Annotated in this window: 16 protein-coding genes and 2 pseudogenes; 12 read left to right on the forward strand and 6 right to left on the reverse strand. The window is 42.2% G+C overall.

Annotation, left to right across the window (positions count from 1 at the left end):
* Positions 1-17 precede the first annotated feature (17 nt).
* A complete protein-coding gene (gene tnpC, locus C9I89_RS06010; RefSeq protein ID WP_107282720.1) occupies positions 18-1,529 on the forward strand; it encodes an IS66 family transposase in 1,512 nt (503 codons plus the stop codon).
* A 61-nt stretch (positions 1,530-1,590) separates the two neighbouring features.
* Here the strand turns inward: tnpC and C9I89_RS06015 are convergent, their stop codons facing one another.
* Complete coding sequence (locus C9I89_RS06015) at positions 1,591-2,592, reverse strand: hypothetical protein (protein WP_107282447.1); 1,002 nt, start codon at positions 2,590-2,592, stop codon at positions 1,591-1,593.
* 566 nt (positions 2,593-3,158) lie between these two features.
* On the opposite strand from C9I89_RS06015, the gene C9I89_RS06020 reads away from it, so the two are divergent.
* From C9I89_RS06020 to C9I89_RS06030, 3 genes are read left to right on the forward strand one after another with little or no spacing between them, the layout of a single operon-like run.
* Positions 3,159-3,713 carry a class I SAM-dependent methyltransferase gene (locus C9I89_RS06020; RefSeq protein ID WP_170107631.1) on the forward strand — a complete coding sequence of 185 codons (555 nt, stop codon included), beginning with the start codon at positions 3,159-3,161 and terminating at the stop codon, positions 3,711-3,713.
* Between the two features lie 45 nt (positions 3,714-3,758).
* Complete coding sequence (locus C9I89_RS06025) at positions 3,759-4,643, forward strand: radical SAM protein (RefSeq protein WP_245905416.1); 885 nt, start codon at positions 3,759-3,761, stop codon at positions 4,641-4,643.
* A 27-nt stretch (positions 4,644-4,670) separates the two neighbouring features.
* Complete coding sequence (locus C9I89_RS06030) at positions 4,671-5,432, forward strand: hypothetical protein (protein WP_107282449.1); 762 nt, start codon at positions 4,671-4,673, stop codon at positions 5,430-5,432.
* On the opposite strand, the gene C9I89_RS06035 is transcribed toward C9I89_RS06030, so the two are convergent.
* Entirely contained in the window at positions 5,362-8,418 is a 3,057-nt protein-coding gene (locus C9I89_RS06035) for a glycosyltransferase (protein WP_107282450.1), read from the reverse strand. The genes C9I89_RS06030 and C9I89_RS06035 overlap by 71 nt on opposite strands.
* Positions 8,411-9,232 carry a glycosyltransferase family 2 protein gene (locus tag C9I89_RS06040; RefSeq protein ID WP_107282451.1) on the reverse strand — a complete coding sequence of 274 codons (822 nt, stop codon included), beginning with the start codon at positions 9,230-9,232 and terminating at the stop codon, positions 8,411-8,413. The genes C9I89_RS06035 and C9I89_RS06040 overlap by 8 nt, the downstream gene beginning before the upstream one ends.
* Before the next feature lie 142 nt (positions 9,233-9,374).
* Between C9I89_RS06040 and C9I89_RS06045 the strand changes: the two are divergent.
* Positions 9,375-9,761: pseudogene (locus C9I89_RS06045) on the forward strand (NAD-dependent epimerase/dehydratase family protein); the annotation flags it as partial.
* Between the two features lie 239 nt (positions 9,762-10,000).
* Here the strand turns inward: C9I89_RS06045 and C9I89_RS06050 are convergent.
* Complete coding sequence (locus C9I89_RS06050) at positions 10,001-10,306, reverse strand: helix-turn-helix domain-containing protein (protein ID WP_107282453.1); 306 nt, start codon at positions 10,304-10,306, stop codon at positions 10,001-10,003.
* Between the two features lie 101 nt (positions 10,307-10,407).
* On the opposite strand from C9I89_RS06050, the gene C9I89_RS06055 reads away from it, so the two are divergent.
* The 4 genes from C9I89_RS06055 (at position 10,408) to C9I89_RS06070 (ending at position 13,550) form a co-directional block, all read left to right on the forward strand.
* Positions 10,408-10,962, forward strand: coding sequence for a hypothetical protein (locus C9I89_RS06055; RefSeq protein ID WP_107282454.1), 555 nt, complete (start codon positions 10,408-10,410; stop codon positions 10,960-10,962).
* On the forward strand, positions 10,956-12,341 hold the full coding sequence (locus tag C9I89_RS06060) for a DEAD/DEAH box helicase (RefSeq protein ID WP_107282455.1): 1,386 nt from the start codon (positions 10,956-10,958) through the stop codon (positions 12,339-12,341). Before C9I89_RS06055 ends, C9I89_RS06060 begins: the two co-directional genes overlap by 7 nt.
* A gap of 380 nt (positions 12,342-12,721) precedes the next feature.
* A complete protein-coding gene (locus C9I89_RS06065) occupies positions 12,722-13,258 on the forward strand; it encodes a hypothetical protein (protein WP_107282456.1) in 537 nt (178 codons plus the stop codon).
* Positions 13,251-13,550: a hypothetical protein gene (locus C9I89_RS06070; RefSeq protein ID WP_107282457.1), complete on the forward strand. Its 300-nt coding sequence runs from the start codon at positions 13,251-13,253 to the stop codon at positions 13,548-13,550. Before C9I89_RS06065 ends, C9I89_RS06070 begins: the two co-directional genes overlap by 8 nt.
* 153 nt (positions 13,551-13,703) lie before the next feature.
* Here the strand turns inward: C9I89_RS06070 and C9I89_RS06075 are convergent, their stop codons facing one another.
* Together C9I89_RS06075 and C9I89_RS06080 are read right to left on the reverse strand one after the other, a co-directional pair.
* Positions 13,704-14,624 (reverse strand): IS5 family transposase, encoded by a 921-nt coding sequence (locus C9I89_RS06075; RefSeq protein WP_107282458.1) that lies wholly within the window; start codon positions 14,622-14,624, stop codon positions 13,704-13,706.
* A gap of 148 nt (positions 14,625-14,772) precedes the next feature.
* Positions 14,773-14,937 (reverse strand): annotated as a pseudogene (locus C9I89_RS06080) (IS3 family transposase); the annotation flags it as partial.
* Between the two features lie 543 nt (positions 14,938-15,480).
* On the opposite strand from C9I89_RS06080, the gene C9I89_RS06085 reads away from it, so the two are divergent.
* The 3 genes from C9I89_RS06085 (at position 15,481) to C9I89_RS06095 (ending at position 18,565) form a co-directional block, all read left to right on the forward strand.
* Positions 15,481-16,080: a DUF1643 domain-containing protein gene (locus C9I89_RS06085; protein ID WP_170107632.1), complete on the forward strand. Its 600-nt coding sequence runs from the start codon at positions 15,481-15,483 to the stop codon at positions 16,078-16,080.
* Positions 16,081-16,147: 67 nt separating this feature from the next.
* Positions 16,148-16,783: a hypothetical protein gene (locus C9I89_RS06090; RefSeq protein WP_107282460.1), complete on the forward strand. Its 636-nt coding sequence runs from the start codon at positions 16,148-16,150 to the stop codon at positions 16,781-16,783.
* 117 nt (positions 16,784-16,900) lie between these two features.
* Positions 16,901-18,565, forward strand: coding sequence for an AAA family ATPase (locus tag C9I89_RS06095; RefSeq protein ID WP_107282461.1), 1,665 nt, complete (start codon positions 16,901-16,903; stop codon positions 18,563-18,565).
* The last annotated feature ends 70 nt before the right edge of the window (positions 18,566-18,635 follow it).

The raw sequence follows: 18,635 nt of genomic DNA on the forward strand, positions 1-18,635 counted from the left end.
TTAGTATAATGGATGCCATGAAAAAGATGCCCGATATTAACCCTGACAGTCAAGATGTTGCCGAGCTTCAAGCGATGGTAAAAGCCCTGATGGCTGAAAAGGCATCTCTTCTTGAGCAGTTTAAACTGGCTATCGACCGCCAGTTCGCCAAACGTGCAGAAGCACTCAAGCCGTATGATGAAGCGCAGGGTGATCTGTTCAATGAGGTGGAATGCGAAGCGGCTGCCCCAGAGCAGGAAGAGGTGGTCACTACCACAACGACCAAAAAAGCGCGTGGTAAACGCAAGCCACTTCCAAAAGACCTGCCACGTGAACGTATCGTTCTTGACTTGGCTGATGAAGAAAAAGTCTGCTCATGTTGCCAGCATCCGCTGCATAAAATCGGTGAAGATAGTTGTGAAAAGCTTGAGTTCACACCAGCAGTACTGAAGGTGCTGGAATATGTTCGTCCTAAGTACGGTTGTCGCCAGTGCGAGAGAGAAGCGGATAAAGTCTGCATCAGCCAAAAACCTGCCCCCGCCAGCCTAATCCCAAAGAGCTTCGCCACTGAAAGCCTTCTGGCCAACATCATCCTCGGTAAATACCAGTACGCGTTGCCACTGTACCGCCAGGAAAGCTTGTTTAAACAATCTGGTATTGAGTTATCCAGAACCACGATGGCACGTTGGGTGATGCAGGTCAGCGAGCACTTTACTCCGCTTTATCAGGCGCTACAAAAGCACCTGCTGGAACAAGTGGTGGTTCAGGCGGATGAAACGCCACTCAATGTACTGAAAGAAGATAAACAGTGTTATATGTGGGTCTACTGCTCGGGCGCAGACTCACCTGAAGCCGCATTAAAAGATGTCAAAAATATCGTCTTGTTCGACTATCAAAACGGTCGTTCGAGGGCGTGCCCTGTTGCCTTCCTTGGCGAATACAAGGGCTACTTACAAACGGATGGTTATAAAGCCTATGATGGACTGCCAAAGGTCAAGCACATGGGCTGCCTGGCTCATGCCCGCCGTAAGTTCATGGATGCCAAGAAGCTGCAAGGTAAAGGCAAGACAGGGAAAGCAGATGTTGCCCTAGCGAAAGTCCAAAAACTGTATGCGTTAGAAACGCGTCTGAAAGGTAAAGTTGCCCAGGAGCGATTGACAGAGCGGCAGAAACTGGCGAAGCCAATGCTTGATGACCTGCATAAGTGGCTGACATCGCAGAAAGTGGTGGGCTCAAGCCAGTTGGGTAAGGCAATTAAATATACGACTGGCCAGTGGCCTAAGCTGGTTCGGTATGTGGAAGATGGTCACTTATCTATCGACAATAATCGAGCGGAACGTGCAATCAAATCCATGGTTATCGGGCGCAAGAACTGGCTCTTCGCCGATACGCCTAAGGGGGCGGATGCCAGTGCAATGCTCTACAGCATCATCGAAACGGCCAAAGCCAATGATCTTATCCTTTACGATTACCTCGTCCAGTGCATGAAAGAGATGGCCAAGCCTGATCCAGATATCGAATCACTTCTTCCCTGGAACTTCTCACATTAATATTGCGCCCGTGGGATCATGGGGCGCATACCATGCGGCTCCCCATTTTTTATGTTGAACTTTACTGCTTAGACAAGAAAACCTTCTTCTCATCTACAAGCTCTGTCGGTGATGGTTGATTATTAGAAAGCTTTTGGTTGAAGTACATAACTTCGCCAGACTTCAAGTTCTTTACTAATGGATTTAAACTGAAACGATGCTTAGCATAAAGTGCAGATAAATCTTCAGCTGGGATGTCAGCATATACTCCCGATTGGTTCCAAAGTACAGTAGGCATATATAGGTATGTAAAATCTGAGTCAGTACTTAAGTGCTCAACAGGGAAATTATCTGGCAACCAACTACTACTTACTAAGAAGTCCCCTTTAGGTGCCAGTTTATCGTCACTGTTGTTGAAATAGAGTGAGCCACCATTAAGAATCATTGCAGCGCACGATTTCCGTTGATATCCGCCGATGTTATCTAGGTTAACATTCGACAAATCACAGTGTTTTAGCCCATCTGGAATAAGATATGCTGGAGAAAATGAAGACAAGCCGTCAGTATTACCTTCAACAAAATGAGTAGATACTGAGGATGCGCCAGCGCGGACATAAGCACGCTTGATCATTGCTAGCTTCAACTCATAAATTTTATCCGCATCTGCTTTGATATTACCGGAAGATGGAACCATGATAACTAACCGGTTAGATTGAAGAGACTTACTTGGGGCTGTTTTCATTATTTCAATCAGAGAAGTTCTCGTTAACATTGCGAAAGGGTTGCCGAACGTCGATGCAACGGTACCTACCTGCAAAGCAGATTGTACGCTATTAGGATCATGGTAATCAAAAGCATTAAAACCATCTAAATCATTGTGACGTTCTGGTTTCGTTCCATGAATAGTGTACATCAATTGCATAGGTTCACTATACTGAGCGTCTGGATAATCCGCAGCCAGTGAGCGAGCATCTTTAGCTAGAGCCGTCATTCGACCATCACGATCAGCTGGGATGCTGACACATCCAGAAAGTAACGCCAGACCAACCGAAATTAAAACTGTTTTTTTTATTGAAAATGCCATCTTAGATAATTCCTGTTTATTTCCCCATCCTACTGAAAAGTCTACCCCCTTCTTTATTTATATGAAACTGCCTTGCCTTTCATCGAAGGGGACACAATGTATTATTTGCCATTCGTATAAGCTATCAAAAGTAATTGTTGTTAACCTTCGCCATACCAAAAGTAATTCATTGATTGCTAATTCAGCAAAGTCACTGACATGGTTTTGTCCATATCCGTGTTGAATTCTGGCTGACACGAAACTGCCCCAAGTTTGTTAGCTACGCCTGTATCTCAAACCTCTATACAGTCATCTTACTCAATTTTTCTAATCCATGAGCATATTAGTGATGAGCAATACTTGCCCCTATATACTTTTGTCAAAATGTGGTGGCAATGAAGTACTAAGTCTGGCTGGAGCAGAACAATACTTACAATTCATGTATATTGTTCAATTGGTTATCTAACAACTATTGTTTTTGGTGTATAGAAATGCTTAATGTCACATTAACCGCAGGTTTGCGTTCAGCACTCATAAACTTGAAGCGAGAAATCACTTTTGCATTTCGGCACCATAAAGGTGTTCGAATGGCGAAAGAGTATAGAGATCAGGTAAAGCTTAAGCTCAATATTGGCTGCGGAAAAAAGCCCAAACGTGGTTGGGTTAATATTGACCTGAAACCTTCTGCGGATCTGACTCTGGATGTTCGAGAACTTCTGCCTTTTTCAGATAACTCATGTAGTTTTATCTACTCAGAGCACTTTTTGGAACATCTTGAATACCCCAATCAGGCTTATTCTTTTCTGAAAGAGTGCTATCGCGTTTTGGAGCCAGAAGGGGAGTTTAGTGTCGCAGTACCTGATACCGAGTGGCCTATAGCTGAATATCTTGATATTCGGAATGATGGCTACTTTGAAATAGCTAAGAAGAAGTGGCACCCCAGCTGGTGCGTTACTCGATTGGAACATATTAACCATCACTTTCGAGAGTACCATGATCACAAGTTTGCGTACGATTATGAGACGTTAGAGCATGTGTTGCATGAAGCCGGGTTCTCTGTAGTCCATAAGCGTGAATACGATCCGCAACTGGATTGTCCCGTAAGACGAGATGGAACATTATACGCTAGAGCATCTAAGTAGTAACAAAGCTGGCTATAACAACAAGATAAAAGGAGCACTCTAGTGGTGTTTAGCAACAAGAAAGAACCATTTATGTATTCACATGATTATCCCCAAAAATGGTTACGCTTAGCTAAATTGTGGTTTCATCTAAAGGCATTGTGGCGATGGATTCGTGTGCAAAAGCCAGTAAGTAAGCTAGTGGGTTACCAGTATCAGGCGGCGAATGACCTGATAGAAATAGATATTACGTACCAGTGTAATTTGAAGTGCTACAACTGCAATCGCTCTTCTGCTCAAGCGCCGGATATCAAGCATATTGGTCTAAGTGATATTACGCAGTTTGTTGAAGATAGTCTGAGCCAAAGAAGGCATTGGAGAAAAATCCGAGTACTTGGCGGCGAACCCACACTGCATCCTCAGCTAAATGAAATTCTTGAAGAGCTATACCGCCTAAAACAGGCACAGCCAGATATATCAATTCAGCTTGTGACCAACGGGTACGGTCGCCGGGTGAACAAGGTGATATCAGAGTTGCCTGAGTGGCTATATATTGAAAACTCCTCTAAAACAGATTCCGTTCAGCCAGACTTTGGTCCTTTTAACTTGGCGCCTATTGATAGTTGGTACCATAAATTCAGCGACTTCTCGAATGGCTGCGATATTGCCAGAACTTGTGGTATGGGACTTACTCCCCAAGGCTATTTTCCATGTGCGGTTGCTGGTGGCATTGATAGAGTGCTAAATAAAAATAGTGGACGGCAATGCTTACCAGCAAGTGATGATGAAATGCGTGATCTCATGAAAAACGCTTGTGGTCTATGTGGTCGATTCAGAGATGGGCACTATGTCCCACCTAAACTACGCCCTAAAATATTAGAACAGCGTACTTCAGATACGTGGAAGAAAATTTACCAAGAGTGGGAACCCGACAGAAGTCGATATGATTGATTTGATATGAACGGAAGGGGGGGATAAGTGGACATATGGCATATCGTTGGCAATGGTCTGGGCAAGTCAATGGTTGCAGAGAATGAAAAAGTTATAAGGTTTAATCAGCCTTTAGTTTTGGGTGCAAGTACGACACTGACAATTACAAATAGTAAGGTAGCAGGCCTAAAGAAAGGCGTTCTTGTACAAGGTAAACCTCCAGGAGTTCGATTCGCTGAGAGACTAGAAGCTAATAACAGAGAGTTGGAGAATCTACTTGAATGTAAACCTTCACTGGGGCTACTTGCAATCAAGACTATGCTGGAGTATGACGTTGCATTAAAAATAAGTTGCATGGCCTTGCTACCATCTCTGGAAAGGCCACAAAATTGCTCTGACAAAAAAGCATTGCCAGCGGCCTATCATAATTGGTTGGGAGAGAGACGACTTGCTCTAGCCTGGATAGATAGCCTGCATTGGCCTGAATTTTGGCTGTCGGCCCCGGAACAGAGTGACATTAGCGTTACGGATAGCTTCTCATGCTTATTGGAATTGCCGGATCTGCCTCGACATGAAGCGAGCCAATTATGGTTAACACTCTCAAAAGTGAGCTTCCACACTTGGCTCGAACAAGCTAACAGCAAGAAATTAAAGGCCATTGAGCCACTATTCTATATCTCAGGATATAGGCATATTTCCCCTAACTGGTGGATGTATGATAACCAGTTATCGGTCCATGTTAATTGTCTTCAAAGGACTCTGGCATTCGTTCAACAAGCATTTGAACAAGTTGAGAAAGTGAAGGTTTAGATATCAACTCCTCAATTAACTGATCTTCACGATCTCGTTCATCTTGACCGTAATACTTGCGTAAATGCCAGTATGTGTAACCAGAGTCCAGGTAAACCGGATTCTTTGCTAGTTCGGACATAGGTAACATAGTTAGATAATCTGTAACGGTATCAAACCACTCAGAATTATCCTTTCGCTTAAAATAATCTTCGGGAACCTGGTCGAACAGTGCTTTGGTAAATACTCGTAGGTGACTCCATACATTTGCGCCTGCAGCTTTCCTTGGGTTTGTGTAATCGGGGCGATATAAGTTAATCGGCTTGTTAGGTCGATACATTGGCATCTGAATTAAATCAGCACCTTGTTGTTTTGCATCAAGCAGTTCGTCAACGACACTAGCTTGCATCAAGCAGTCATCTTGATCTAAAACAGCTATCAAGGTTTGAGGATCTTGGCAAATCTCTTTTATCGCCAATAAGAAGTTCGGCATTCTACCAGCATGGGTGCAGTGCCTTACTAAGGTCGTTTTAGCCTCTAATTCATCTAGTAACATTGGATAGCACCAGTTGTGAGCAGCACCGCTTGCATCGTCAATTAAGATAATGCCAAAATTTTGGTTTGTCTGACTTCGTAATGAGTCCAGGCTCCGTTTAAGTAGGGCGTGTTCGGTATATCTGCCTTTTAGCAGAAACACAATAGCTTCATGTCTCTGCTTGTATTTCCAGTGTTTACCCGGTATCCAATCAAACTGTTCGTGCTGCTCAGCAGGCTCCCTTCCTTGGGCAATCAGATCTCTTGCTATGGTAAGTTCGGACAGGTGCTTATGTTCGTTACGTGGGTGAACGTAATAGCTGCGTGAATCACCGCCACGCACTGCGCGTAGGCCTCTAAGCCCCATCGCTGCCTGCAGAGCTCGGTGCCAAGTCAATGTAAGTCGATCACCTGATTGGGAGTTATCAATCGGTAGCTGATTACGAATTCGGTTGAGGTCCAGGAGGCCAAACCTGACTTCAGGTGCGAATTCTCCTGGCTCTCCATGGTAAGGGTTAAAGTGAGGGTGGCTTTTGGGGATATTAAACCCAACAGCTAACACATCTTCCGGCTCACAGGCGTAAAGCATGTCGGCGATATAGTCGTGTTGCCAACTGCGACGACCGACAAGCACATCCAAATCACACTGCAATACATATGGTGTAGTGATTTGATCGAATCCCCAGATTTGTGGAAAGAGCGGGGCATTGCTAGTTGTGTGTGTCTCTGTACAGTCTGATTGTGAGAACCACCTTTCATAGGTTGTGACGATGGTTTCTGAATCTGCAGGAGCAACTAGCACTGTGTCAATGAGACCATCATCTTTAAGCTTTTTAGCCTGTTGAATAACGGAAGCTAGATTAGCATCCGCATATTGACGTAGAAACTCTCCCCGGTGAGGGTCAATCAGAAGCACTTTCTTAGTGAAAGTAACCGGGTAGCTAAGTTGAGTAACGATATGTGTTACTTGCTCGGTGAGTACATCAGCATCTTGTCCGCAGGCTTTAATGAATAAGGTTACAGAATCACTCTTAAATGAAGCTGTGGGAACTGGGTCACTGAAAGATTCGGCACATTGTGGGTGAAGTAAGGTCAAAAGCTCGCTATAGAACTGTTCAAAGCCAGGAAGAGCCTTCAGTGCATCATCTTGTCTACGCCAACTTTTTCTGCGAACCAACTCCTCATCTTTATTACCTAAAATGCCAATAGAATACAGACGGGCGCACATATCACGAAAGTATGATGTGGTTAGCGGTTTTATGTCTTTACCGATATCGATGTACTGCAGTTCTCCATTGGCAGTAACAATTAGATTATCTCTTTTGATATTAAGTGTGCTTACACCAGTTTGATACAGCTTTTTAAGGTATTGAACTATCGCTTGTTTAGCTATTTTCCCCCCAGGTATGGTGCTACTTTCGTAGGCAGTTTGGTACTGCCACAAGCCATCACACTTTCTCCACCTTACCTTCGGAATAGGAATATCTTTACCGGATGATAGTAGGGCTTTGAGTTCTTGTACTTCAGCATCGGAAATCGCCCACGGATAGAACTCCTTAACGACCTGGTTATGCTGAAGCCATACAGCGCCTTCCATGCCCATACCAAGCAAGTGTCGCTTGGTGCCAAGAAGAGTACTCCATGTTCTAGCAACATATGCCAGCCGATTTCTTTGGTCTCGCCAGGATTCATTGGATTTGTTTTGTTTCGTGTCTTCCCCATCTAGAGAGTAGATAGCGTAAATAGGGAACGGGCAAATTACTATATCTGATGGGTGTAACATCAATAGTCTGGTAACCAGCCAGTGGTCCTCTGCACTTCTGATATTTGGATATCTTAGGCCCAGGTTGGTTCTTAGCATCAAGTTACATGACGGGAGTTCTCTTTGTTGCCTACCGGAAGCAAATTTTTCGATTAATCCTGCGAGTTGGAAATGGTCATTCAGTTCTTTGGGATCTGCAATATTATCTTCAGGGAGGATCTCACCATCTTTTCGTAGCTTATTGCTTCCAATTGCTGCCTTGCTGCTTGTTCCTCGAACAGAGTTCCAAAGCCCTTCCAGGCTATTAGTTGAGAATAACTCATCATCAGCATCTAACCGCGCAACCCACTGTAACTTCGGTTGTGTATCTGCCCAATCTAGCAGAAGGTTACGAGCTCTGGCTGGAGAACCACACTCAGCACTCAGAAGGGTAACAGATGGATGATGAAGTAAAGCTTCTGTTTCCGAAGGCCAAGTGATCTCTGAGCTGTCGTTTAACACAACTATGCGCGCAATGTGCTTCTTAACGAGTGTCTGGTTCAACGCACTTTTCAGAGCTCGGCTTAGGTCTTGGGCTTGTTTCTTGTGGGCGATTGCTATCACCACTTCAGCATTTTCAAATTCAGCAGTAGAGCTAAGAACGTGCTGTAAGTTTCGGTCACAGAGTATTTCACTATATTTGCTCGGTGCTCGTGTATTGAAGTTAGTCATTGTCGCCATCCATTTGTTTTAATTCATTTAAAATATCTTCCTTGGAAAGAAAAAAAAGCTCATGAGCACGCTGGAAATAAGTATTCATCTCTTGTGTAGACATTTTGTTTCCATGTAACTGCAGAAACTGAGCGCATCCTCTTAGTTTTTGTTTCGAGCCTGGCGCGGAAAGCGCGTCTGGCGATTGATTACATATCCAATCTACAGTCGCTATATTGGTATAGCAGACCTTTGCTTTACCTGACTCCAAAACTCGGATAGCAAAATCTCGGTCATTTCCACTGATTAAGCCATCAGTAAACCCCCCAATTTTGGTAGCGAGCTCAGACTTAATGAAGGTGTTTGAACCCTGCCAGCCTGGATTACCTACAAGGAAGTCTCTCACTGAGATTTCATTAGGGATGTTTACAGCTACTGTTTTCTGATTAATTTTTACATTAATACCTGAAAGGACTACATCCGCTTTGCCTGAGTTACTATTGGCTACGCACGATGACAAGTGTTCCGGGTGCCACAGGTCATCATCATCAATAATGGCAATGTAACTGTCGGGAAAGTGCTTGGAGATAAAGTCTATACCGGTATTCCAGCTGCCTGCTGCGCCCGAAGAGCGTGAATTAGCCAATGCGTATAGGGGAATATCCTTAAATTCGGATTGGAGTATTTCTGTTTCTTCTTGGTTTAAATGACGAGTGTCTGAAACAAGGACGACGGCTGCTGGTGGGTGTATCTGGTTAACGATAGAAGGCAGCGTATTCTCGGTAAATAGTGAAAGCCTGGGCGTGGTCGCGATAAGCACAATGACATTATTCATTTTTGATTTATTAGATTAGTTATTGATTTTATTATGATAAGGAAAACGATGGTTATGTCATGTAAATTATTGAGATTAATGAGTATTTGAGTAACTACTTATATGAAAAATGCGTTGTTCTACTCTTTGGCTAGAGAATGTAATGAAAACACTGGTAACAGATGCAGCTGGTTTTATTGGTAGCCATGTATGTAGTCGACTTTATAATGAGGGGTACGATGTTGTTGGGGTTGATAACCTAAATGACTATTATGAAGTTAGCCTCAAAAAGGCTCATTTGGAATTGATTCAAGGTGAAAGCTTCAGATTTCACCGCATGAGTATTGAGTATTCTGATGAGTTGACTCGCTTATTTGAAGAAGAAAAATTCGACTATGTTATCCACTGTGCAGCGCAGGCTGGAGTTCGTTATTCGGTTGAAGCACCAATGGTGTATGGTGAAAGCAACTTGATGGGTTTTCTATCAGTTCTAGAAGCGTGTCGTCACCATGGTGTTAAGCATCTAGTTTATGCCTCATCTAGCTCAGTTGGTAAATATCTGCCACAAACATATATTGAAGTTCTGTTACCTGGCGCTCATGCCAGCGCCATTGGGCATTGATACAGTGTATCGCCAATTAGACATTCATCGGTGCCGTTATCCATACACTACCTAATCCAAACTTAACCTGTTAGCGTGGTCACGGGCAGCACGTTTCTGACTCTTTCGTGCTAAGCTTTTGTTTAAATCAGGATAGCAGCTACTATCCTGATTTAGGAGTAACTCTTTTACTTCTTTGCCAGTTCTATAAGTAACAGCTTCTTCTCTTCTTCACTCATTTTTTCAATTACACAAGCCAGATCTGCACTGAGTTGATCTTCGCAAAAAAAGTAATTTAGTGGCACATCTAGTTCTTCTGCCATGCGTTTCAGAGTGCTGATGTCTGGAACATGACGACCTTTCTCGTAGTGGTTCATACGTCCGCTAGCTGAGCTTTGTTCCATGCCTATTTTCACCCCTAAATCTTTCTGGGTGATTTTGGCTTTTTTACGCGCAGCTTTGAGCCTCTCTGGGATGGGGTTGGTGTTTTGCACTTAGACATTTCTAATCAACCTATAGATAACTTAGATTGTCTAAGTTTTACGGATTTTTGTATACTTAGCAATCCTAAGTTTTTGTGTTGGTGAAGTTGCCCATGGTTGCGAAGATCAAAATAAATCGCTTTATGTATAACCTATTGATTGAAAAGAAACTGGATGGCTTTTCAGTTACAGAGGCGCGGGATGCGATACTTTCTTACGACAGTAGCCTTGAAGATACCAATCAAGCAAGGAAGGTGATTTATCGCCAGATTCTTTCATTCCTGGGCAAAGGCTGGTTGCGGGATACAGGAGAAGGGCACAATAAACATTATTGGGTTACTGATACCTTTAAGCAATTACCTGTAGAGCCGAGAAGCGGTATCAAAAGTGCTGATTTAAATGAGGAAAAAGAATTTAAGTCAGCAACCAAAGCGACCATGGGATTTGATCAGTTGTTTAAGGAAAAGAGCCAATATGAAGGGGAACTATCCATTACGCTTGGTGAAGTGGAGGAGCTTCGGTCTTTGATTGAACGTTTTCCTAAAAAAGCGCGTGAATGGACCCCCTTTTTTATCGAGGCGAAAGAGCGTTCGGCAACCTTGTTAGGCCGAATAAATGCGCTGGAGAAGGTGTTAAAGCACGATGCCAAGGCTGTGAGTAAATGTTAAGGCGTTGGCAGCAGGCCTGCGAAAAGGCGGCAGAAAATAAATATAATTCGGGTGGCTCGCACTTTTTTTGCCAGGCAACACCAGGGGCCGGAAAAACAGTCTTTGCGGCGACATTGGCAAAACGTCTGTTAGATCAAAATCAGGTTGATCTGGTGCTTTGCTTCGCTCCATCCCGCACGGTTTGTGAAGGAATCCGGCATACCTTTTCCATGATCACTGGGAGTGACTTTAGTGGTGGGTTCGGAGCCATTGGAGGTGTTTATACCTACCAGACGTTGAGCTTTAAAAACGATGAATTTTGGCAACGCTTCAAGCGTTATCGTGTGTTTGTTGTCTTCGATGAAATCCATCATTGTGCGGCTGATGAGCATGGCCGATCAAACGTTTGGGGGCAGCAGATTGTGGCAAATATTCAGAAATTGGCAACGTATACCTTGGCACTGTCTGGTACACCATGGCGTACAGACTCTGTGCCTATTGCTATGGCTGAGTACACTAACCCCGAAGGTGAACTAATTTGTGATTACCAATACGGTTTGCAACAAGCTGTTGATGATTCAGTGTGCCGTCGCCCTCGTATTGTGTTGGCAGACAGCGAGCACTTGCTAGTGAAGGAGGGAAGCAGTCAACGCTCTTTTTCATCGATTAAATCTCTACTATCAGACTCTACGGCAAGCTACCAATCAGTCATTCATAGTCCAAGAGCGATAGATTATTTGCTCACTGAAAGCTGCAAAAAATTGGCGGAGATACGGAAATCAGTACCAGATGCAGGGGGATTAGTCGTTGCGGCCTCTGTAAGTCATGCGAAACAGATTAAGAAAGCATTAGCTGAGAAGCACGGTCAGAGTGTGGTGATAGTAACCTATCATCATGACAAGCCTTTACAGACTATTGAACAGTTCAAAAGTGCTAATACACAATGGATAGTCAGTGTTGGGATGATTAGTGAAGGAACAGATATCCCGAGATTACAAGTATGCTGTCATATGAGTGCAGTTAAAACAGAACTGTACTTTCGCCAGGTATTGGGTCGGATACTCAGGGTGAATGGGAGCGCTAATCAGGAAGCTTGGCTTTATACCTTTGCTGAAGAAAACCTTGTCACTTTCGCTGAACGAATTGAGCAAGATATCCCAGAGACCTGTCTTCACATTAGACCGCCTTCTGATGAGGAGCACGAACACGAACCAACTTGTGAGCGTGAAAATAAATCGCTCCAATTTACGTGTGGATTAGCTGAAGAGCTACTGTCGAATCTTGAGTGGTTGCCTAGGGAAAAAGCCTCTAACTGCCACACGGGAGGTGATTCAAACGATTTAGCCGAGCTTAAGCTTGGGAGGTTTCGTCAGCGGGTGATAGAGGCGTTTTGTTACTAAAGCTAATTTGTGATACAAATGCTTCTGTCCAGTGGTGAGAGAGAGCGGCCAACAGAGAGAGAGCGGCCAACTTTGACTCACCTTTGCCCCAAAACGATTTAAGACATCAACGATGTTCGTTTCATTTATCTGCAATTTCCCCAAATTTTAGTAATGCTAAGGGAGGGGGGGGTAAATAACGACTATTGTCATGGTAGATCATCAGTCAACATCAATCATGGGATTGACATCGCTCTTTTAATAAGAGAGTATGCTATACAGAGGCTTGGGATGAGGCAACCCCCCTCTATTGGGCATCAATCATTTTTCGCAATTGGTCAGTCCCTGCAAATGCCTCCGACAAAAAACCTTGATACCAATTGCGGATATAAGGTGATTACATGTCTGCCAAAACTCCTCTATTTACGTACTTGTGCCGCAAGGTCGAGAACGAGTTTCCTCATATTCCAAACCGCTCAATACCAGACGTTATTGCCTGGGCTCTTGAGTTCAAAAGCTACGCCTCTTTAAACGCTGCATACCAACGTAATGACATTGATTTAGATAACCCTGATGTCGTTCAAAAGTTACTTCGGAAGTGGAATGATGACGAACCTAATGACACTCATGCTGACTACTCTCTTCTAGAGAAGCTGATTTCTAAGAATAAAAGTCCAGCGATAGTCAATCTGAACGTTGAAAATTTGATTTTGTGCTTGAATATGATGCTAATCGTCTATCATCCAGAAGTACTGAATTGCGATGGTTGTCAAAAAGAGATGACTACGACAGTAGATGATTTTGAATTCGTAACTGAAGCAGAAGATGAGGATGACGTTTACGCTGTATTGTGCTCTGATTGTTTAGCTAAAGAGTTAGCTAAACCCCATAGCGAAAAAACCATTTACGCTATCGATAGGAGCTATCGTCATGTTTGATCTCTTCTATACTGTTGAGTTTTGCGACCACAATCTGGATTTTAACGGGATTCAGCTTATAGGCGCGAATTATGAACCTGACTGGGGAGTGTTCATTGATGTTGAATTCGGTCATGACTATTTTGTGACCGGGGACAGCGATGAAAGAATCGAGATAACTACAAAGTTTCGAGGTCTACGTGGAACTGCTGGTTATCAAGTGGATTTATTCATAGATAGCAGTTTTGTCAAAACCATGATGATCCAAACAACCCCCATGGGTGACATATACACTGATAAAGTGTATTGCTAAATTTATATAAAATTAGTCAGTTGGCTACTCATTGGCAAGCCAACTGACCTTATTGCCCCCCCCCTAAAACCAACACCTATGGAGGTGGTGATCGCCCATGGGCTTTGTTGCCTAAATCAAAAATCAGGTAGATCTCTGCATTTAATTTAAACGTTAGCGGACTGCTTGTGTAACCGGCATACCCAGTCTCGTTAGCTTATTCATTGCTCGAATTGCGGTATACACTTCCCCCACTTGTGCATTGTAATCTCTTAATGTCAGTGATGAATTAATCAACGTCTTGTAGCGGAACATCGCCGTTTCTGACAATGACCGTTTATGATATCCAATCACTTTTTTCCAATGCTCGTTACTACCGTGAATACGCTGATTGGCGACACCTCGATTACGGGGATGCCCATGCTCCCAGTAAGCAGCCCCTGTACGGGGAGGAATTAAAGGCGATGCTTTTTTCTTGGCTATCGCCTCATAACATCGTCGAGTGTCGTAGGCACCATCTCCTGATATTGCTTTGATTTTACGATGTGTTTGCTTTAGCAAATTAGGAAGTACTTCCCCGTCTGTAACACTTGATAAGGAAAGCTCCGCAGCAACGATTTGGTGTGTATCTGCATCAACCGCAATATGGAGTTTTCGCCAAACTCGACGTTTTTCTTTGCCATGTTTCTTCATTTTCCATTCGCCTTCACCAAAGACTTTCAGACCAGTGGAATCAATGGCAAGGTGACAAATTTCACCACGGATAGGCATTTTAATACTGATGTTAACGATTTTTGCTCGTTTACTAATGCATGTGTAGCCAGGAAAACGGAGGGGTAACTTCATCAGCGAAAATATCGAGTTAAGAAAACCTTCTGATGATCGGAGTGTCAGCTTAAAAATACTCTTGAGCATCAATGCGGTTGTAATCGCAGTATCCGAGTACTGAAATCTTCGCCCACGTCGATCGCAATGTTGAGTACAAAGCCAAGAAGATATTGCCTCTTCATCAATCCAGAAAGTAATCGAACCACGGTTAACAAGCGCTTGATTGTACTGCTTCCAATTAGTGGTTCTGTACTTAACTTTGGTCATTATGCTTACTCATTCAGTTATGAATAAGATCTGATCCGTAAGTTCGTAAATGGTTCAAAATGATTTAGGCAACAAAGCCTCGCCCATGTGGGGCTTTGGCCGTAGGATGATCATGCTAAATACTGATCCAGTAACAGCGGACATTTTGCTAAGCACTATTTTTCAATTCAAAGTTTTCTGGAACCAGATAGCTACGGGCACTATGTCGCCTAGTTCGATTGTAATCAACTTCAATATACTCAAATACAGTTTGCCTCATCCGATCTCGTGTCATAATCGGTTCTTCTTGCAGTGCATCGACTTTTAATGAGTGGTTAGAGGGCAATAAACGAGAACCGCAAACTATTTCACAGTTTATTGAAGTCAGTGATGGCGCATAACAATCTCCATCAAAAGTGCGCCCTTTAAGCGCTCGACTCGCAACAAGTTGCTCGCGTTTGTGGCGGACGTTATCACCATATATTTTCTTATCGTGCTCAACTGATCTAAGCTTACAGGTCATTAAGGCGTAACCCGAGAAGGGCTGTACTTATACACAGTTATAAGTAAAAGTCTCTTATTTCTGCATATCTCGGGGGGGGTATTAACGAGACAAGAATTGCTCTCTTTGCTGATGACCAAACGGCTTATGCTGCTGAAAATAAAAGTATTGTATTCTATTGGTGAGTACATATGAGGTCTCGTTATATGTGCATGCTTGCTTTTACCGAACGTAAAACCACACATAGATATCAATGTAGGGCTTAAGTGCTTGATACTCATGCTGAAGTAGCTAAAATGCAATCAAGATGGTGTGCGTGTTATCGAGCATGCTGCCTAATATGCTGTTATGCTCTTTTCTTTATAGGTGGAAAGATTGAATTACCCTGCATTTGTCGATAGTGGCAATATTAAAATAGAAACAGAAACTGTAGATGAAATTAGTTTTCGTTACGAACTATCTTTACCCATCTTAAATGGAAGTGAAAAAACAGCCCTCGTAATAATGATGAACCCTGCAGAAGCTGACAACGTACGATCTGATTCCACAATCGACAGAGTGATTCGTTATTTTGAAAAGAATGAAATGGCTTTCGGCAGAGTGGTTATCGGAAATCTATACCCAATTTATGAGCAAAACTCAGCAAATCTACAACAACATAAAGAGCAGCTGTCAAAGAATTTAAAACATCTTGAAAAATTAATAAAGGCGATTGATCACATTTATCTTGGATGGGGAAAGCCAGAAAAAACAAATACGGAAAAGCTAATAAGCCTTGAATATCATGAGACAGCTCTTAAAGTTATTGATTTAGCAATCGATAGTGGCAAAACCTGCTGTGTGAGAGGGATTAGAGATGAGCTTTATCCCATGCACCTTGGGAGAATGGGTTATAAGGAGCGCATGGTTGAATGTGATCTTCTTGGGCTGAAAAGAAAGTTAGAAATCAAGATAGAATTAAGCAACAAGTCATAACAAGACCAGCCAGTGGGCCGCAGAAAACCTGCGTCACTGCTGGCAGCGTTAAGTGTAAAGGGAGAGTATGAACAAAAACCTAAAGATATGGATTATTGTTGGGGTATTTCTATCCCTTTTTATTGCTCCTATCGCAATTTATATGAGCCAGTTTGGTATTGGGGTATGGGATGTGCACACTAAATGGGCTGAAATGGGTTCAGCCTTTTCAGGAATTTATTCGCCGTTAATAGCATTTCTGGCATTTATAATTCTCATTGGTCAGGTTCGGTCGCAAGCCTCGATGAATAAGCACCAATTCGATCAATCATACATTCAAGACGTTCGAGACGATATTAATTTCTACATTGAAAGGCTGGATCTCTATTTAGACGAGTCAATATATCCAGAAGGAACAGCAAGAGCTATTTTGCAGCAATTCTCGCTGATAGACGAGCAAGAGCTTCGGAACGAAACTTGTCGTGCTATAGCACAGCAATTCATACTGAAAAATAGGAAGATATTCGATGTTTGGGTTGCAATTTATCCGCTATTAATTGGATTGGGAGAAAACAAAGAATATCCGTATGAACATAACCATTTTGGCTCCATTATTAAAATATGTTCGGTTTTATCACTCGAAAGCTGCGTGGCATTAGATAAAGTGTATTATTCATCTAATTTAAAGCTAAACCAAAGTGAGCTCAAATTTTGGACGGAGTAACACATAACAAGTTAATCAACAAGGACAAAATACGGCTGGCTATCTCGCTTCGCTCGTATTTTAGTCAACCAAATTTTGCCTGTTATTAAGGCGTTATATGCAAAGTGAAATGAAATAATGTGGATAAAAAGACTTAACTTACGAAATGTTTACACTTTTGGTGATGACGGCACACCTGAACTTTGTAATTTCAATCAATTAAACCTATTTATTGGAAAAAATGGTAGCGGTAAAAGCAATGTGTTTAGGGCACTCTGCGATATAGATGTCATTCCCATTTACCGAGAAAGCACAAATAGTTATACCCACTATTTAGGGAATTCGGCAAGAAGAAGAAGCTATGTTAGAGATTTTACTAATGACCAACTCTTCAGCAATGAAACAGGAGTTGATTTATTAATAGAGTATGAAGACGATATAGTTGAGTTCAAGGATAATTATCATATTAGAGGAAACTTCTTAAGCAAATCTGGTGATCATATTCTTCCTGATGACTCGATGCTTTCGTTTAAAGATCGCCTTCATGACCTTAGTCGAAGTAAAAACTGGCCAGCGACGTTAAGCTTCTCACTAACTTACATTTTTGAGAGAGACTTCTCAATACGACCCGGTGATATAACAGAGTTTTTCACCAAACAAGGGGGGAGCGAGAAGGGAACAAATGGTGGGCCTGCTTTCTTAAATCAATGGTCTTCAGGTTTTTTTTCTGTAGCAAACCTTCTAATTAAAACGCTAAGCTCTGAAAAAAGGATAATCTGTATTGATGAGCCTGAAACACATCTGGAACCGAGAATAATTCGAAGGCTGATTGATGTCTTAGTTTGGATATCACTAAGACATATTAAGAATAAAAGTACTGATATATCTGAGATTGAAAAAGAATGGGATTCCTGGTTTGAAAATAGCACATGGAAAGATTCACCAGGCTGGGAAGAAACTGAACCGCGAGATATAAAACCAAAACAAATATTTATATCATCACATTCACCAGTAATGATTAATGAATTTATTTCGAGAAAGGAAATATGTTCAATATACGATTTTGATTGTAGTTATGTAGACTCTAGCTATATAACACAACAAGGTAATGAAAATAAAAAAGTTGAGCAGGTCTCATTAATTTCTAGCATTCGGGCTATTGATAAACAATATCATGGCATACTCAATAATTTGGGTGCCCAAGGTTCTGATTTAATTCAATCCAATGGGATAGTTTGGGTTGAAGGGCCAAGTGACATTATATATATAAGAAAATGGCTAGAGATGTATGCAAATGAAAATGAATTAACTCCTTTAACACAAGGGCACCATTATGAATTTCAAATGTTCGGCGGGACCCTTTTAGATAGTCTTTGCTGTATAAAAGATGGCTTGTCTGAGTATGTGGAGTTTAAAAAGCTTGTGAGTATTTTCAGCTTTAGTCGAAATGCATATTTAATAACTGATAGTGATGCAATCAAGAAAGAAAATGTAATTATTGACCAGTCAAAATTTTCAGCTGCTAAGGATTTTTTTGCTAATGAATTTGATGCCTTATTAGAAGATGGTTACAAGCTAGGTTTATGGTACAAGAGGCATGATACAGAAGTTAGAACCCTTGAAGACTATTTAGATAGCAGGAGTCTTGAGGAGAATGGGAGTTTGAGTAGCACCACAAAAAAATTATACGCTTTAAAGGTTACAAACTCCTGGGATGAAGAAAGGAAATTGAATGACTTTAAAAACAATCTGAATAATGAGATTCATGACCTTGATGCAATGATCAGAAGTTGGAATGAGTAAAATATGGAAGCATATAACAAGCGCAAGCACTCGGAGTAATTTCCCGCCTAGCTCCAAGTTGCCCGGTGTT

The sequence above is a fragment of the Photobacterium lipolyticum genome (genome assembly GCF_003026475.1).
GTDB lineage: Bacteria > Pseudomonadota > Gammaproteobacteria > Enterobacterales > Vibrionaceae > Photobacterium > Photobacterium lipolyticum.